Annotated in this window: 16 protein-coding genes; 5 read left to right on the top strand and 11 right to left on the bottom strand. The window is 42.9% G+C overall.

Annotation, left to right across the window (positions count from 1 at the left end; all coding sequences use genetic code 11):
* Nucleotides 1–5 precede the first annotated feature (5 nt).
* Entirely contained in the window at nucleotides 6–911 is a 906-nt protein-coding gene (locus ACE1TF_RS00985; RefSeq protein WP_193744815.1) for a DsbA family protein, read from the top strand.
* A gap of 221 nt (nucleotides 912–1,132) precedes the next feature.
* Here ACE1TF_RS00985 and ACE1TF_RS00980 read toward each other — a convergent pair whose 3' ends face one another.
* The 4 genes from ACE1TF_RS00980 to ACE1TF_RS00965 form a co-directional block, all read right to left on the bottom strand.
* A complete protein-coding gene (locus ACE1TF_RS00980) occupies nucleotides 1,133–2,269 on the bottom strand; it encodes a competence protein CoiA (RefSeq protein WP_375013555.1) in 1,137 nt (378 codons plus the stop codon).
* Between the two features lie 116 nt (nucleotides 2,270–2,385).
* The gene (gene mecA / locus ACE1TF_RS00975) at nucleotides 2,386–3,045 is read right to left on the bottom strand and encodes an adaptor protein MecA (protein WP_042403765.1); all 660 of its coding nucleotides are present in this window, start codon (nucleotides 3,043–3,045) and stop codon (nucleotides 2,386–2,388) included.
* Between the two features lie 319 nt (nucleotides 3,046–3,364).
* Nucleotides 3,365–3,760, bottom strand: coding sequence for a transcriptional regulator SpxA (gene spxA / locus ACE1TF_RS00970; RefSeq protein WP_042403763.1), 396 nt, complete (start codon nucleotides 3,758–3,760; stop codon nucleotides 3,365–3,367).
* 275 nt (nucleotides 3,761–4,035) lie between these two features.
* The gene (locus tag ACE1TF_RS00965) at nucleotides 4,036–5,229 is read right to left on the bottom strand and encodes a putative glycoside hydrolase (protein WP_375013552.1); all 1,194 of its coding nucleotides are present in this window, start codon (nucleotides 5,227–5,229) and stop codon (nucleotides 4,036–4,038) included.
* Between the two features lie 187 nt (nucleotides 5,230–5,416).
* Here ACE1TF_RS00965 and ACE1TF_RS00960 point away from each other — a divergent pair, with 187 nt between their 5' ends.
* On the top strand, nucleotides 5,417–6,394 hold the full coding sequence (locus tag ACE1TF_RS00960; protein ID WP_375013550.1) for a sodium:calcium antiporter: 978 nt from the start codon (nucleotides 5,417–5,419) through the stop codon (nucleotides 6,392–6,394).
* Here the strand turns inward: ACE1TF_RS00960 and ACE1TF_RS00955 are convergent.
* Nucleotides 6,391–6,864, bottom strand: a complete 474-nt coding sequence (locus ACE1TF_RS00955; protein ID WP_375013548.1) for a peroxiredoxin family protein — start codon at nucleotides 6,862–6,864, stop codon at nucleotides 6,391–6,393. The genes ACE1TF_RS00960 and ACE1TF_RS00955 overlap by 4 nt on opposite strands.
* A 277-nt stretch (nucleotides 6,865–7,141) precedes the next feature.
* Here ACE1TF_RS00955 and trpS point away from each other — a divergent pair, with 277 nt between their 5' ends.
* On the top strand, nucleotides 7,142–8,119 hold the full coding sequence (trpS, locus tag ACE1TF_RS00950; protein ID WP_042403758.1) for a tryptophan--tRNA ligase: 978 nt from the start codon (nucleotides 7,142–7,144) through the stop codon (nucleotides 8,117–8,119).
* Nucleotides 8,120–8,373: 254 nt separating this feature from the next.
* On the opposite strand, the gene ACE1TF_RS00945 is transcribed toward trpS, so the two are convergent.
* Both ACE1TF_RS00945 and ACE1TF_RS00940 read right to left on the bottom strand, forming a co-directional pair.
* A complete protein-coding gene (locus tag ACE1TF_RS00945; protein WP_042403756.1) occupies nucleotides 8,374–9,123 on the bottom strand; it encodes a DUF3603 family protein in 750 nt (249 codons plus the stop codon).
* 73 nt (nucleotides 9,124–9,196) lie between these two features.
* A complete protein-coding gene (locus ACE1TF_RS00940; RefSeq protein ID WP_042403754.1) occupies nucleotides 9,197–9,466 on the bottom strand; it encodes a YuzI family membrane protein in 270 nt (89 codons plus the stop codon).
* A gap of 48 nt (nucleotides 9,467–9,514) precedes the next feature.
* Between ACE1TF_RS00940 and ACE1TF_RS00935 the strand changes: the two genes are divergently transcribed.
* Both ACE1TF_RS00935 and ACE1TF_RS00930 read left to right on the top strand, forming a co-directional pair.
* Complete coding sequence (locus tag ACE1TF_RS00935; RefSeq protein ID WP_375013546.1) at nucleotides 9,515–11,998, top strand: CBS domain-containing protein; 2,484 nt, start codon at nucleotides 9,515–9,517, stop codon at nucleotides 11,996–11,998.
* Nucleotides 11,999–12,059: 61 nt separating this feature from the next.
* Nucleotides 12,060–12,941, top strand: a complete 882-nt coding sequence (locus tag ACE1TF_RS00930) for an LCP family protein (protein WP_042403745.1) — start codon at nucleotides 12,060–12,062, stop codon at nucleotides 12,939–12,941.
* A gap of 68 nt (nucleotides 12,942–13,009) precedes the next feature.
* On the opposite strand, the gene fabF is transcribed toward ACE1TF_RS00930, so the two are convergent.
* The 4 genes from fabF to ACE1TF_RS00910 all read right to left on the bottom strand — a co-directional run bounded on the left by fabF (nucleotide 13,010) and on the right by ACE1TF_RS00910 (nucleotide 15,983).
* Nucleotides 13,010–14,248, bottom strand: a complete 1,239-nt coding sequence (gene fabF, locus ACE1TF_RS00925) for a beta-ketoacyl-ACP synthase II (RefSeq protein ID WP_375013543.1) — start codon at nucleotides 14,246–14,248, stop codon at nucleotides 13,010–13,012.
* 31 nt (nucleotides 14,249–14,279) lie between these two features.
* A complete protein-coding gene (locus ACE1TF_RS00920; protein ID WP_375013541.1) occupies nucleotides 14,280–15,215 on the bottom strand; it encodes a beta-ketoacyl-ACP synthase III in 936 nt (311 codons plus the stop codon).
* Nucleotides 15,216–15,383: 168 nt separating this feature from the next.
* The gene (locus ACE1TF_RS00915) at nucleotides 15,384–15,752 is read right to left on the bottom strand and encodes a hypothetical protein (protein ID WP_081829434.1); all 369 of its coding nucleotides are present in this window, start codon (nucleotides 15,750–15,752) and stop codon (nucleotides 15,384–15,386) included.
* A gap of 66 nt (nucleotides 15,753–15,818) precedes the next feature.
* A complete protein-coding gene (locus tag ACE1TF_RS00910) occupies nucleotides 15,819–15,983 on the bottom strand; it encodes a hypothetical protein (protein ID WP_193744812.1) in 165 nt (54 codons plus the stop codon).
* Nucleotides 15,984–16,103 lie beyond the last annotated feature (120 nt).

The following is a 16,103-nucleotide window of genomic DNA, read 5'->3' as shown; positions in this document are numbered from 1 at the left end:
TTCCTTTGCTGACGGCTAAACAACATTGTGATACAAATTCAGGGATTTGCGGTAGTGGTGAAGAGGAGCACACAGAGAAACGAGCATTTAAAAAGCTTGAACTGTATGTTTTTACTGATCCTCTTTGCCCGGCATGCTGGGGAATCGAGCCGACGTTAAAGAAAATTAATATGGAATACGGTAATCTAATCACCCTTAGATACTTTATCGTTCCTACGTCTACAAGTGCGTGGATTCATGAGCAAAACAATCGCTCACTGTCTGACTTATGGGATGTGACCTCGAAGAAGACAGGCATGTGTTGTGATGGAGATGTGTGGCGTGAGAATCCTTTCTCCAACACAGAATTGCCCGCCCTAGCGGTAAAAGCTGCTGAAATGCAAGGAAGACAAAGTGGCATTCGCTATTTAAGACGGTTACGGGAACTGCTGTTTTTGAATAAGAAAAATGTAACTGAGGAAGACGTTCTTGTTGACTGCGCAAAAGAGGCGGGTTTGGATGAGAGAGAATTCAACAATGATTTTCATTCAGGTACAATTTCTCGGGCACTACGTTGTGACATGAGCACAACAGAAGAAATGGGTGTCCAGGAAGTCCCTTCAATGATATTCTTTAACGACTGTATTGAAGACGCTGGTGTTAAGGTTTCTGGGCTTCATAGCTACTCCACTTATGTGGAAGTTCTTACAGATCTACTCGGCTTCAAACCGGAACCAAACACCCCATGTACACTAATGGAATTCCTTGAGAAGTATAGATTTGTCGCTACAAAAGAGATTGCAGAAGTGTTTGATTTAACGACGAAAGAAGCGGTTTCAGAAATGAAGAAACTGCAATTACAGCAAAAAGTAGAATGCGTACCGGTCAAACATGGAGAGTTTTGGAGATATACGAATGGGACTGAAGACTAACAGCTCTTCAGTCTTTTTTTGTGTGGTCGAGCATAAAATAGACAAACTGTTTTTGGAGTTGATAAGAATGAAACAAATGCTGCTGGGCCTCTGTTTCGTATTTGTTTGTTATGTGCTGTTTTTGTTGTCTGTACTTCGCTTCATTCCACTTCTTCTCGCCGTCCCGTTGCTCTTTGTATCGATTTTGTTCACGGTACATTTATTCAACGAGCGCAGGAGATTCAAAGGGTTTTCTTAAAAGTAACAGGCAATCGAGCGTATATTTGTCGATCTTGGCGATGTGCCTCATCTGCAGACTTCGGAAAGGAAAGCTCGAGCGTCGGGAGCAATGTGTCATTGGGCTTCTGTCCATGCAAGCGTTGCAACAGCTGGACGTACTGACTCATAAGACGAATCGCTTGTCGCTCTGACATGCCTAACCATTTCATTACCTCGGCTAACTCGTCATTGATCCATTCATGAAATTCATGTTGCTCGGACTCAATCAATGACAGCCATACATACGTCTGCCAAACGACAGGTGGCTCACTCACCCATACTTGACCTGGAACAAACCATCCACATTCAGCGGGGTGCAAGTAAAGTGGGGATTTATACCGATACAACCTCTCTTGTACGTGTTGGCTGAAAGCCGTTTGCAGTTTCACCTTCCCATAGCGCGATTGTTGTTTATAAAATAGTTGTGCTTTCGGCTCATTTTTTACACTGAGATGATCGTGAATGAGTAGGGAAAAACCGGAAGGAGTTAGAGGAAGGGAAGACCAAGAAGCTATAAATTTCCGTGGAGACATGTACGCAGACAACGTCGCAATGCTCAGTTGTTGCCCAAGGTACATGAGTTGTGGAGGGAACGAACCGGTCTGAAAACATGCCTCTTGTTGCCACTCTTGAATATAGATTGCCGTTGCTGTTCTTTTCATTAATTCTGCTGGTAGGACCCACAGTACTTGAATCGATTGCGACTCATATGCTAACGTTCGCTCGCGAATCGCCATTCTGTCAACAGGAGAACACTGCATTTCGAATACATAGTGCACCCCGCGATAACGAAACCACACATCTGCTCTTCGATCGATCATCGGTAACCATTTCTCAACTTCAACTTCTTCAGCAAACGTCTTCACCCATGCATACAAGCGTTCCTTGCCTTCTCGATGTTCTTTCGTTTCTGCAGAACCTGCACAACTAGAGTTTGAATAATGAGAAAAATGCGGGCGGTTTTTACCTCCTGCCCGATACAAGACCGCTTCTTCACAAATCGGACAATGCCATACCAACTGTTTCATTTGATCATTAGGAACTTCAGATTGGTCTAATAAACAAAACAGCTGTCTTTTTTCATCGTAAGCTGTAAACATCTCCGTTCCTTTCTAACAAGAGTACCCAGCTTATTGTATGTTCTCCACTGACTACCTTAAATCCTTTATAACGACAAAAAAAGCAAATCCTTCGTTAGGACTTGCTCGTGAACGCATTATGAAAAGTACGTTGAAAGTACTTGTAAGCCATTCTCACTCACAACAGTCTTTCCATACTCACTAATACGATGAATGGACATATCTGACTCGTGACCATACTCAAGGACACGGCTTAACAAATTATCTTGATCGTCTTCATCATAATAATCATCAAAAACGATGTGGAGATAATACGTATTCTCCATTGCATACACTTCGTTCTGAACGTGCTCTAACTTAACGGATTTACTAAGTTGTAAAAGATCCTCAAGGTCTTTAAAAGCAATGACAATACTTAATGGCTCATCGCTACCTGCTCCGTCACGGTCTTTCTTGCGTGTGCGAAGCTGCTCATCGAGCATATCAACGATGCTTTCATCAACATCATCGTCACGGTCTTTGCTCACAGGAATCTCAAGCTTCACATTGCCATCGTTCATTTGACCCCGTGTAACAACAATTTCCAAACCTTTATCAAATGCCTGTACTTGGATCCATAGCGGGCCTTCAATTTCGAAATTCTCATGGTCGTGCGCTTCATTAATCATTTCAAAAAAGAACTCTTCACCGCGTTCCCGATTGTACCAAATCTCTTCGCTGTCAAAGCCTCTGTCTTCAATATCTGCATACGTAATGTAAAACTTTATTGTAGTATCATTTATTCTTTCGATTTCCACAGTTTCTCCCTCCTCGGGTTAAAGTGGATCTTCACATTCTTATTCACACCGTTAAGCGAATTTAAACCTTCTTCTATTCTATACGAATCCCCTAAGTTTGTTAAGGATAAGTGTACCCATTCAAGAAAAAGAATGTGAATTCTAAGGTTGTTCATTTATACCATTTATCACTTTTAATTTCAAGAGATTTGCGCTTGAAAAATGGGTGTTTTATTAGTGTATCATCGATTGTTGTCTGTTATGCCTGATTTATTTTAGTCGGTTTGGAAGTAAAAAATGAAGAAAAACTTCTGCCATTAAGGTAGAAGTTTTTCCGTTGTCAATTAACGAGCTTTTGTGCTTCTTGTAAGAAATACGTCCGAATTTGCCTCGGTAAAAAGCGGCGAATTTCCGCTTCATTATAACCAACTTGTAGACGCTTTTCATCAAAAATAATTGGACGTCTAAGCAACCCTGGATGCTCACTGATTAGCTCAAACAACTGTTGCAGCGGGAGTGTATCCACATCCACATTCAACTCTTGAAAGATCTTAGACCTTTTTGATACAATCTCGTCTGTTCCATCTTCGGTCATTCGTACAATATCTTTCACTTCTTGTACAGAAAGAGGTTCCGAAAATATATTTCTTTCTTGGAACGGTATATCGTGCTCCTCTAACCAACCTTTTGCTTTTCGACAAGAAGTACAACTCGGCGATGTTAATAACGTCACCATGTAAGACCCTCTCCCTCAATGTAAGATCAATATTAAACTGATTAACATTCTCAAGTAGTCATGTATACTACGTCTATTAACGTTTCAGCGCACGTTCACTGCTATCGTGTTACATTAATTGTACAATAATAATTCTAATGTAGCAACTGAACGTTATGTGACATTCTTTACATATTATCCTATCCATAATTGAAGTACCCCGAATGAACGAAGCGTAAACCTATAAACATAAAAAATACGCAATATATCATGAGAAAAGCCCTACTCTTCATGACCTAAAATGTCGAACTTGATCGTTTCGGGGTATAATTTACCCCTTCTGTATAATGATTGCCTGCATTCCATAGTAAGTATTCATGAATGTCATGATCATGTAACGCTTGTATTTGTGCTTCCACTTCTTCTTTACCATAAGGAATGTAGTTTCCTTCTCCTAGCCAACTTGCCGTAAAATCCTGAATCCACGGTCTAGATTTAGGCGCATTCTTAACCTGTGCGAGCACGTCATTTTCCATTTGTGCATAGGCACTCGTCAATCGATAAGGTTCTTTATCTGGTTGTTCAATACCAAAGTGTGCTGTCCAGTGACTCGGATAAATCATCGAGCTTATCACATCAACGTGCTCAGAGATTTGCGAGAAGTTTTGACCGATGCCCGCGGCTTCGTCTACAGTCGCTGCATATCCAAAAATGTCAACGGACACATCGATATGAAACGGACGCAGTTCCTCTTTGGCATATTCTACAAAATCTGTCACTGCTTGAACACGCGACTTGTCTCGACTCGTACTTGCGTTAGTATATTCGCCGAAATCATACGTCAACAATTCGTCTCTCGTTTCAAACCCTTCTGGAAAGCGTACATAATCAAATTGAATTTCTTTAAAACCCAAACGGGCAGCCATTTTTGCAACATCGACATTGTATGCCCATACATCTTCTCGAAAAGGATTGACGAAAGCCTCATCTCGATTGTTTTTCCAAACTTGTTTGTCCTCTAAAAAAGACAATTCAGGTTGGTCCATTGCAAGTCGGGTATCTTTGAATACGACCACTCTGGCAATGGGATAGATGTTCTTTTGATTCAATTGTTTTAGTAACTCCTCTGGATCATCAATAATATGCGATGATCGATGTGTGTACGCTGAACCGCTTTCAGGTGTAAACGTGATGTTGCCGTAGTCATCTTTTACATCAATGACCATTGCGTTTAGTTCGGATTCTTCAACAAGTTGAATCAATGAGTTTAACCGTTCACCACCTGCAGAATGGGCAGATACGTATACACCTTTAACGCCATCATTCGCTGGAGCAAACCGTTTCATCTCTATTGGTAACTGTTTACGTTCTACCGCTCCTTGTTTTAGTACTGGATGTGGCTCATTCGCAGCTTCTAAAAAACCGATGTCTCCTGCCAAAAGTATGCTGCATACACTAATGACTATGGCTCCTACTTTCAACAGCTTCATGATTACACCCCTCGGACGCTCGACTCATAAACCTATTGTTCTGTTATTGGATGCATTTATGTACACAGCCCTTCACTACCAGAATTTCTTTGTTAGATGAAATTGTTGGAGTAAGTGGAAGTCACTGCTAAAAACTGAAAAAGTGGGTATACTATAGGTCATCAGTGTTATGCAAAGGATGAATGCTATGGTTTTTATTTGGTTTATTGTTGCGGTTATCGTTACTGTTCTTGCTGCTGTAAAAATTAGTACATACGCCGATGCCATTAGTCGCTTATCTTCTTTTGGTTCCTTGCTTATTGGCACCTTTCTACTCGCTGGGGCGACGTCATTGCCTGAAGTGACGACAAGCATTACAGCTGTTTACCTCGACAACCCCGACATGGCTGTTGGTAACGTACTTGGTAGCAACATATTTAATATTGGTATTTTAGCTACGTTTCTACTTATTTATAGAAAAAAACTCATCCTTTCCAATGTCGATCGTCAACAACAATACACGGCATACATCGGCTTAGCGATGACCGTCATCGTTGTGTTGGCTTTATTCTTCACGATTGAGATCCCGCTTCTCAACATCGGCATTGAATCCATCCTTTTGTTGTTGCTATACGGACTAAATATATGGGTGTTACAAAAAACGTCTAGCGCTGCTAATGAAGAGCTTGACGATCCAAAAGACGATCTTCAAGAAGAAAAATACACACTAAAAGGGGCAATGATTGGCTTCATCATTGCCGCAGTCATCATTCTCATCTCAGGTACAGTGCTCACCTTTGCAGGGGACCAAATTGCCGTCATTACCGGATTAGGGTCGAGCTTTGTCGGTAGTTTTCTTATTGCAACGACCACGTCGTTACCCGAAGTCGTTACCGTGTATGTGGCACTTTCCTTAAACAATCGCAATTTAGCTGCCGCCTCCATACTCGGAAGCAATTTGTTTAATTTACTCATTCTTTCTGTGTGTGACTTCTTGTACGACGGATCAATATTGCAAGCGGCATCCATGACGAACATCGTTACAGGGCTCATTCTCCTCGTCAATAGCATCGCCATTGCAGGAGCGATTTACGTGGCAAGGAACTACCGAGAGCGAACGTGGCCAGCGATTGTCATTATCTTGTTGTACTTTGTAGCTGTCATTCTCATGTACGTGTTTCGTTAAGAATTGTCAAATGCCACGAGCAGCTGTTCTAGGCTTGATGGCCCGAAAAACCGGCTTACTTCTTCACCGTCTTCATTAACCGCGATCGTCATCGGCACCCCAAGTACGCCGTATTGGCGACTGGCTAACTGGTCGGGATCAAGCACTACAGGAAACGGTAATTGCTTTGCCACTTCTTCAACAACACGTTCATTCAGTTCGTCATCTGTCATATTAACGGCGATAAGTGAAATGCCCGCTTCAGAGAACAGTTGTTTGTTCTCAGCCAGCATTGCCAATTCCTCTTGGCACACTTCACACCACGTTGTGAAAAATAAAAGGAGAACTTGCTCACCTTTGTAGTCATGGAGTGCAATCTCAGCCCCATCTGTGTCTTGTAACGAAAAGGCAAATGTTTCGGTGGAGCTGTAACTAAACAAAAGAAAAGCTGCACATAAAGCGACAAATACTCGCCTCGTTCTGCTTTGCAATGGTAAACCCTCCTATGATTCTGCTATACTTATGCTTTAAGGGAGTGGTAGAATGCGGGTGGTTACAATGGTTCTAGCGGTTTGTCTCCTCGTGTTTGTCATCGTTGATTACACAACCGGATACTCACTAAGACCCGTTGCCCTAGCCTTTCTTTTTATCTTGATACCCACGTTCATTTATGACCGATGGCGGAACAGAAAAAAGGGCTAGTCGCTATATGATGTGCGAATGTAGATTGAATAATGTACGGCTTATAGGAAAGGAATGAGCGAGAGTATGAAAACCATTTTTTCTGGAATCCAGCCAAGTGGAATTATTACCCTTGGCAACTATTTAGGAGCAATGAAACATTTCGTTGGCTTGCAAGAGGAGTACGACAGTTACTTTTGCGTGGTGGATCAACACGCCATTACCGTGCCACAAGACCCGGAGAAGTTGCGGGACCAAAAACGAAAATTGGCAGCACTATATATCGCCTCTGGTATTGACCCGAAGCGTTCAACACTATTTCATCAGTCAGAAGTACCTGCCCATGCACAAATGGCTTGGATTATGCAATGCTTGGCATATATCGGTGAATTGGAACGAATGACTCAGTTTAAAGACAAATCTGAAGGCAAAAGCGGTGTATCTTCAGCTTTGCTCACGTACCCACCGCTCATGGCTGCCGATATCCTTTTATATGGAACGGACGTCGTTCCAGTCGGTGATGATCAGCGCCAACATATAGAGCTGACAAGGACGTTAGCGGAACGCTTTAACCGGCAATACAAAGACATTTTCACCCTCCCTGAAACGCTCGTGCTAGGGAAACGAATTATGTCACTTCAAAATCCAGAAAAGAAGATGAGCAAATCAGACGCCAATCAAAAAGCATTCATATCGATGCTTGATGATGAGTTAACGATCGTTAAGAAAATGAAAAGTGCGGTGACAGACTCTGACAATGACGTGCGTTATGATGAGGAGAATAAGCCGGCCATTAGTAATTTGCTAACCATCTACGCTACGCTTACCGACCAAGACATTTCTAGCATTGAAAAAACCTATGTTGGAAAGGGCTATGGCGCATTTAAGACGGACTTAGCGGATATTGTTGTCGACAGCATCCGCCCGATTCAAACACGCTTTACTGAACTATACGAATCAGACGAAATTGATCAAGTGTTGGACGAAGGTGCTGATCGCGCCAATGAACGTGCAACAAAAATGCTACAAAAAGCTGAAGAAGCCATGGGACTACAACGCCAATAAACATATAAAAACCTCTTGATCTTCCCTTGATCAAGAGGTTTTTATTATTGGTTCTTCGATCCTTTTCTCCATACATGACCGACAAACAGGCTGCCCCCGATTGTTCCGACTGCAAAAAGGATGACAAAAATTTGCATGATTGTATACGCCAAACCGTCCATATTACTTCCTCCCTTGTCCGTTAAACCTACGCTTCATTATAAGCAAGTTTTTTCCTGATGTAAACGGAGTCGTAACGATGTTTTAAAAAACGTCTATTTATGCATTTCACTTTCGTGCTGCATGTCCCATAACTTCTCAAAGAATGGTTGACCTTTAATTAACGATTCACAAAGCGCATAATGATCTTCACTCCATCCGCCTCTTACCTCATCATATAACCGGTCCCATGCTTCATCTTTACTCATCAGTTGAATGTCCAAATACTTATCCGGTGACCATTCTGTATACCAATAGCGAATTTCGGCATCAAAACCAGACGATTTTAATTGGTCAATGGCCATAAACAGCAACTGTTTTAACTGTCTTTCTTTTCTCGTTAAACCGTGCATGACCGTAGGGTGTGGAGAAAGGATATGGTAATGCTTATCGATGTCGGTTAACTCATCTGTGTATTGTGGTTCTTGATCTTGCTCGATCGCTTCTAACGCTAATTTTTCTTGGCGTGGTGTTAAACGGCTTTTTCTAATTGGTGTTTCGTATCCGAGTGTGTCTACCGCTAACGAGCTTTTTTTGTTCGTTGCAATAAAGCAATAATCAAGGGGTAACTTTGACATGTTCTTTCTGAGCGCACTTTTTTTATATACGGCGTCCAATAGTTGTCTAGGAATCTCCTCGAGGCTGTTTTCTAGTTGTAGAAACAAGCGATCTGTCACATATACCACTTCTGCTTGATCAAGTACTTCAATTCGGTCTTCGCTTCTCCATTCATGAAAAGGACAAATGTTGTATCCGTTCTCTTCTCCTTCGAACCAATTGACCCACACGTCACGTATTCGGGCCATATGGACTCCCCCTTCCTATACCGATAAAATTGTATCTACAGTATAGTCGGACTGTGAATTTTTTATTCTCTAGTCACTTCTTTTCAATAAGATTTGCTTGTTTTTTCTTTTTCTTACCAGTGAGTGAAATAAATGAAACGAGCAACCCTCCGAGCAATAGATAGAGCTCGGCACGCACGCTAATGAATTCCCAAAACTCGTACAAACTATATCCGGATACAATCAAGTTGGAGTACGCGACCAAGCCTACACCGCCAATTGTTGCTATACTTATACCAAGGATTGCCATTGAAACGCGAAAGACCAAGCCGTCCGCCCCCTTATTTCCTCTTAGTATATGCACGCTTTGCCCTCCTCATGAGGAGGGTATGTCGAAACAGGAGTTGAACTTATGAAGCTAATTTCTACCCATACTCATGCTGACTTTGATGGAATTGCCTCCATGATTGCAGCCCAAAAGATACACACCGATGCTCACCTTTTGCTTCCTTCTCATGTGAGTCCAGATGTGCAACAGTATTTGGCGTTGAATCGGGATGCATTTTCATATTATGAAGAAAAAGATGTAAATAGCGACGACATTCATACGATTATTCTCGTCGATGTCAATGATGTAGGACGTTGCTCAAAAGTACTTCAGAATGCTTCTCCAACGGAGGTCATTGTCTATGATCATCATCCACAGAAAACAATGGTCACAGGTGTTCAAGAACAAACAGGGGCAACGGTCACCATACTGGCCGAAGTGATTTTTGAAGAAGAAATTGCACTAACCGAATGGGAGCGGACGTTGTTTGCACTAGGTTTATACAGCGATACAGGCTCGTTCACTTATGGCTCAACGACGATACGGGATATTTCTGTATTACACAAGCTATTTGAAGACGGAATTTCTCTATCTGTCATTCAAACCTACCACGGTGCGGTTTTGAACGCCGACCAGCAACAGTTGTTAACAGAGCTCATGCAAATGGCTCAAACAAAACATCTACACGGGATAAATATTGCAGTGAGTTGCATGAGCTCAAGTACGTACGTTCAAAACTTAGGTCTAATCGTTGAAAACTGGCTATCATTGTCAACCGCGGACGTCACGATCGCTATCGTTGAAATGAATCGCGCAGTTTTTCTCGTAAGTCGAAGCCAATCTGAGCGGTTCAATGTGCAAACGCTCATGGAATCTTTTGACGGTGGTGGTCACCCTAGTGCCGCCGCTGCTACCGTTAAAAAGACGGATCGGTCCTCCATCTTCGAAACAGTGCTTCATTCTTTAGCGAATTATATCGACGACGCAGTGACAGCCAAAACATTTATGTCAACGCCAGTTAAAACCGTTTCCTCACAAATGAATATGGCAGATGTAAAAGCGACAGCGATTCGTTTTGGGCACTCAGGATTTCCCGTCGTTGATGATGGCCAGCTTGTCGGCATGATCAGTGTACGCGATGCACATCGGGCGACGAACCACGGGTTTGGTCACGCCCCTGTCAAAGGGTATATGACTGAACAGGTAATCTCTTGCATAGCCAATACGCCCATTGAGGATGTAGAAAACCTTATGATGAGACACGATATCGGTCGTATTCCCGTCATTGACGATGAGAAGCTCATCGGTATCATTTCTCGGTCAGATTTACTGAGTGCGTTATATGATGCCAAAAAGTCAAAAAACGTAAATGTATCTGAATGGCTCAATCAAATGCTCGGACCCGCACGCACACAATTTCTTCAGCAGTTGGGCAAGGTAGCAGACGAAGAGCAGATGAACGTTTATCTCGTTGGCGGCATCGTCCGCGATTTGTTTTTGGATATTCGTAACATTGACCTGGATTTCGTTGTGGAAGGAGACGCAATTGACTTTGCCGAAAAGCTTGCTCACAAATTCCAAGCGCCCGTTCATGAACACGAAGCATTTAAAACAGCTAAAGTATTCATAAATGATGAGTGGATTGATTTTGCGAGTGCTCGTGCAGAATATTATGACGCCCCTTCTTCTTTACCTAAAGTACGACGTACAAGTCTTAAAGAAGATTTAGGCAGGCGAGATTTTACAATCAATGCACTAGCCATTCAGATTAATGAAGAGCATTACGGAGCTCTATTGGATCCGTTTGAAGGGGTTGACGATATAAAGAAACAACAATTACGCCCTTTACACAACCTCAGTTTCATGGAAGACCCGACGCGCATTTTACGTGCAATTCGATTTGAACGACGCTTTGGATTTTCATTAACGATGGAAAGTCGCCGGTTCATTAAAGAAGCTGAATTATCCATTCAGGAGCTTACCGTAGATCGTATTCGAAACGAATGGCAAAAGATGATTGATGAAGGGATGGTTACTGAAGCTTATGCCCGGCTGGAAGAGCTTCATGTATTACAATCTTTTTTTCCAGGTGCACGATACAACGACCGTACAACCGAAACATTGGCATGTTTCAAGTCCACAGATCGAGGCATAGTTTCTACAATCTATCCACTCTACACGATCAACTTGCCCGATCTAGAGCGGTTTGCCGTCACGAAGCAAGAGCAACGACTCGTACAAGAATTAAGCACGTTATCTAATTTGAGGTTAGGTGAAAACACAACGTACGGTGATCTGCATCGCTCAGTAAAGCAGATCAGCAATCATGCTTTACGACTCACGGCTTGTACGCATACAGGTCACAAACATTCACTGCTCAATCAATACGTAGAAAAACGAAAAAATCTACCTGCACTCATTCAAGCAGAAGACATACTCGTGAGAGGATTTGAAAAAGGACCGATTATCAAGAATACACTTCAATCGGTTGAAGAATTGTGGTTCAATGACCAGATAGAGACTCGGGAACAAGCGCTCGACTATATCGATTCATTAAGAAATTTGTAATAAGGATTTCATAAATGAAACATTTCTGTTATAATTACTAGTCGAGCAGAGGGGGAAAGCGATGAGGATGCGAAGAGGCAATGCCACCAAGGTTTATTTCCTTCTTGTTCTCACCACACTGCTAGTGGTCATACCAGTCGCTTATCAAGGTGATGGCGAGAATGCGGCTACCCTTGAACTTGAACATTCTTCACTACAAGCAGCGAATAGCTCAACAGAGACATTTACAGAAGAGCCATTCCAAGTATTAATCTTCAGTGAGGGGTCTGAAGGGGAAAAGGAACCGAAGAGCAGTACGATGATGCTCGCACAATTTGATCCAAGTGATGGTGAAACGAGAATTGTATCATTGCTTAGTGACAGCTACGTGTCGATTCCAGGCCATCAAGATGACACGCTCGATGCTGTCTACCATCTCGGGGGTACTGATCTATTAGGGGAAACGTTGGTTGATAATTTCGATCTGTCTGTTGATTACTTTGCGAAGATTAATGAACAAGGATTTCTTGAAATCCTTGACATCATTGCTCCTGAAGGCATTTATCTTCCGAATAAAACGGCTGGTTTTAACAGTGAAGAACTGTTACATTATATCCGTGAAGAAAATGGACAAACCGGCAAAAAGACAGCTCGACAAATGGATCTTATCGAAATTCTCCACAGTCACATGTCCGAACATATGACTGTAGCGGATGCACCAACGATTATTAGTACACTTACCACAAATGTGCAAACCAACGTACCGACAGGAACGTTACTCGAATGGGGAAAAGAATATTTCACGCTTAAAAACCCTACGATCGAGACGATGACGATTCCCGTAGCGGGAAGTTACGATAACACATGGCGAGATGACGAACAAAACAATCGACTCACATTCGATAAAGAACCTAATCGTCAAGCAATTGAGGAATTTTTAGATTCGAATGATGATGAATTTTAAGCCCTTACGGGCTTTTTTTTTACAAAAAAAGGACAAGCACTCTAATGGCTTGTCCTAGAATACATAAATTAATTTTCAAAACGTTTGAATACAAGTGTTGCGTTATGTCCACCAAATCCAAAGGAATTGGACATTGCCGCTGATGTATTGATCTGCTTCTTTTCATTTGGCGCATAATCCAAATCACAATCTGGGTCTGGATCATGCAAATTAATGGTTGGCGGAGCCGCTTGTGCATCTAGTGCTTTTAATGTAAAGATGGCTTCGACCGCTCCAGTTGATCCGAGCATATGTCCGGTCATTGATTTCGTGGAGCTAACGACAAGGTTTTTAGCATGAGCTTGAAACACATCTTTAATTGCCGTCGTTTCGTATTTGTCATTGTAGGCTGTACTCGTACCATGAGCATTAATGTACCCGATGTCAGTAGCCTCAATGCCAGCATCAGTGACGGCTTGTTCCATTGAACGCTTTGCCCCTTCTCCATCTGGTGCTGGAGCGGTCATATGATAGGCGTCTGCCGTTGATCCATACCCTAATACTTCTCCGTAAATATGTGCTCCTCGCGCTTGTGCATGTTCAAGTGCCTCTAGTATAAGAATTCCTGCCCCTTCACCGATTACAAAACCGTCACGATTCGCATCGAACGGTTTTGATGCCGTTTTTGGATCTGGGTTTGTTGTAATCGCTTTAGCTGCTCCGAATCCAGCAACAGCCATACTCGTAATAGGCGCTTCAGACCCACCCGTAATCATCGCATCGGCATCGCCTCGTTGAATTAACTTAAATGCATCCCCGATGGCGTTCGTCCCCGAAGCACAAGCTGTCACCGTGCACGAATTCATTCCCTTTGCCCCAAAGTGGATCGATACTTGCCCAGCAGCCATATCTGGAATCATCATCGGAACAAAAAATGGGCTCACCCGACGTGCACCCTTGTCCAGAAATGTTCGGAATTGAGATTCATACGTCTCCATTCCCCCAATTCCTGAACCAATCCATACCCCGACTCGTTCCGCATTGTCATCATTAATATCTAGACTTGCATCGTCGACCGCCATTTTCGCCGCAGCCATTGCAAATTGTGTGAAGCGATCCATCTTCCGTGCATCTTTTTTGTCCATGTAGTTCTCTGGTTCAAAATCTTTAACTTCGCCAGCTACCTTCGTAGTAAAATGTTCAGGATCGAGCCTTGTCATCACGTCAATTCCACTCTCACCAGAAAGCGCGCGTGCAAATGAGCTTTCCACGTCATTTCCGAGTGGGTTAACCGTACCCATACCTGTGATTACGACACGACGTTTCATTTTCTTTCTCCCCTTTATGATTGAAAATCAGTTATCTTCCCCAATAAAGAGCGATGCCGCCCCAGACGAGGCCAGCACCGAAGCCGACCATCACAACTAAATCTCCATCTTTAATCTTACCATTTTTTAGCTCTTCAACAAGCGCAATCGGAATCGAGGCCGCTGAAGTGTTTCCATACTTGTGTACAGTCGCCGCCATCTTTTCTTTCGGCAGTTGCAGTCGCTCTCTTGCAGCCTCCATAATCCGGATATTCGCCTGGTGAGGGACGAGAAAGTCAACATCATCTTTTGTAAGATTGGCTTTCTCTACCAAATTCATGCAAGTATCCCCCATTTGCCGGACCGCAAACTTGAAAACTTCTCTGCCGTTCATTTGAATAAGCGGGTCAGCTTTAATGTGTTCCGCTCCCGCTCCATTTGCACCTAATTCAAAAGATTGGATGCCTCGATTCGCAGAAACCGGGCCTACGATTGCGGCTCCCGCTCCATCCCCAAACAAAACGGCTGTGTTTCGATCATTGAAGTCAAGAATCTTTGACAACTTCTCGGCACCAACGACTAAAACTTTATCATATGTTCCAGTTTGAATGAATTGACTAGCTGTAACAACCCCATACACAAACCCAGCACACGCTGCACCAATGTCCATAGCTGCAGCATTTTTGGCGCCTAGTCTTTCTTGAATGAGAGAAGATACAGAAGGAAATTTATAATCACCAGTGACAGAAGAAACGATAATTAAGTCCAACTCATCTGCTGGCATGTCCGCATGAGCTAAAGCCTCTTTAGCAGCATGGTAAGACATATCTGACGTATTCACCTCATCATCGGCAAACACGCGTTGTTCAATGCCCGTTCTCGAACGAATCCACTCATCCGATGTGTCCAACGTTTTCTCAAATGCTTTATTCGAAACTTGGCGCCCTTTCGTATAACTACCAAGCCCATAAATCCCCGCTTGTCTCATCCCAGAACCTCCTCTATAAAACATTACACTTAGTATTATGACCTAGTCATAATTATAATGCACAGACAATGATTGTTCAACAAAAACCGTCGCACCCTACATATGACTTACATGACGGTGTGACGTGCACGAGAAAAAACCGCAAGCGTCGCTTGCGGAATCACTCGTTTATCGAAACCCAGGACCAAAGTTCGGGCCAAAGTTTGGACCAAAATTCGGTCCGAAACCAGGGCCGTAATTCGGACCGTAATTCGGTCCGTAGTTTGGACCATAAAAATATCCGGGTGGGCCTGGGGGTCCTGGGGGACCAGGCGGGCCCGGTGGACCATACTTGCCGTAACCACCATAACCACCACCACCAAAACCTCCAAAGAATAACGGACCGACAGCCAAACCAGCTAGAAAAGGTAAAAACGGTCCAAACCGCTCATCGCCATGATGATGGGGAGATGGCGGTCGGCTCCGATCAAAGTTTCGATACTGAGGTGGGTACCAATATTGATTCACTCGCATCGGCTGAGCATACATTCGCGGCATTCTTCCCATCCTTTCTAATCGTTAACTAGTTTATGACCATCTTTAAATTGTGCGCCTGTCCGTGTCTCATGTTCTCAACTTAAAGAAAACAAACTCCGCAATAAACCCTAAAGCTATAGACATGAGCAAGATCGCCCATTCTTCCAACGGTAAAGCAAATCCCAAAATGAAATACGATAATACCGTTACTGCCGCAAAGACGAGTAACCCTACTATTAATCTTTGGTGCATATTGTCAGCCCCGCTCTCTATATCGTTTATATGTCTATCCACGTATTCGTTTATGTAAACTCATATACACCTCAAACGATAATTTCATACTCTATTGTACTGATGTTCTCTTATAAACGC

This window comes from Geomicrobium sp. JSM 1781026, from assembly GCF_041949955.1.
GTDB lineage: Bacteria > Bacillota > Bacilli > Bacillales > Marinococcaceae > Geomicrobium_A.
The sequence above is the reverse complement of the archived record's forward strand: the minus strand, read 5'-3'. Positions and strand labels throughout refer to the sequence as shown.

What these genes read in the sequence shown, in the direction of transcription:
- ACE1TF_RS00960 (WP_375013550.1), top strand. Translation starts at nt 5,417, where the DNA reads ATGGTTTTTATTTGGTTTATTGTTGCGGTTATCGTTACTGTTCTTGCT.
- fabF (WP_375013543.1), bottom strand. Translation starts at nt 14,248, where the DNA reads ATGAAACGTCGTGTCGTAATCACAGGTATGGGTACGGTTAACCCACTC.
- ACE1TF_RS00930 (WP_042403745.1), top strand. Translation starts at nt 12,060, where the DNA reads ATGAGGATGCGAAGAGGCAATGCCACCAAGGTTTATTTCCTTCTTGTT.
- ACE1TF_RS00945 (WP_042403756.1), bottom strand. Translation starts at nt 9,123, where the DNA reads ATGGCCCGAATACGTGACGTGTGGGTCAATTGGTTCGAAGGAGAAGAG.
- ACE1TF_RS00920 (WP_375013541.1), bottom strand. Translation starts at nt 15,215, where the DNA reads ATGAGACAAGCGGGGATTTATGGGCTTGGTAGTTATACGAAAGGGCGC.
- ACE1TF_RS00915 (WP_081829434.1), bottom strand. Translation starts at nt 15,752, where the DNA reads ATGCCGCGAATGTATGCTCAGCCGATGCGAGTGAATCAATATTGGTAC.
- spxA (WP_042403763.1), bottom strand. Translation starts at nt 3,760, where the DNA reads ATGGTGACGTTATTAACATCGCCGAGTTGTACTTCTTGTCGAAAAGCA.
- ACE1TF_RS00965 (WP_375013552.1), bottom strand. Translation starts at nt 5,229, where the DNA reads ATGAAGCTGTTGAAAGTAGGAGCCATAGTCATTAGTGTATGCAGCATA.
- ACE1TF_RS00935 (WP_375013546.1), top strand. Translation starts at nt 9,515, where the DNA reads ATGAAGCTAATTTCTACCCATACTCATGCTGACTTTGATGGAATTGCC.
- ACE1TF_RS00910 (WP_193744812.1), bottom strand. Translation starts at nt 15,983, where the DNA reads ATGCACCAAAGATTAATAGTAGGGTTACTCGTCTTTGCGGCAGTAACG.
- trpS (WP_042403758.1), top strand. Translation starts at nt 7,142, where the DNA reads ATGAAAACCATTTTTTCTGGAATCCAGCCAAGTGGAATTATTACCCTT.
- ACE1TF_RS00980 (WP_375013555.1), bottom strand. Translation starts at nt 2,269, where the DNA reads ATGTTTACAGCTTACGATGAAAAAAGACAGCTGTTTTGTTTATTAGAC.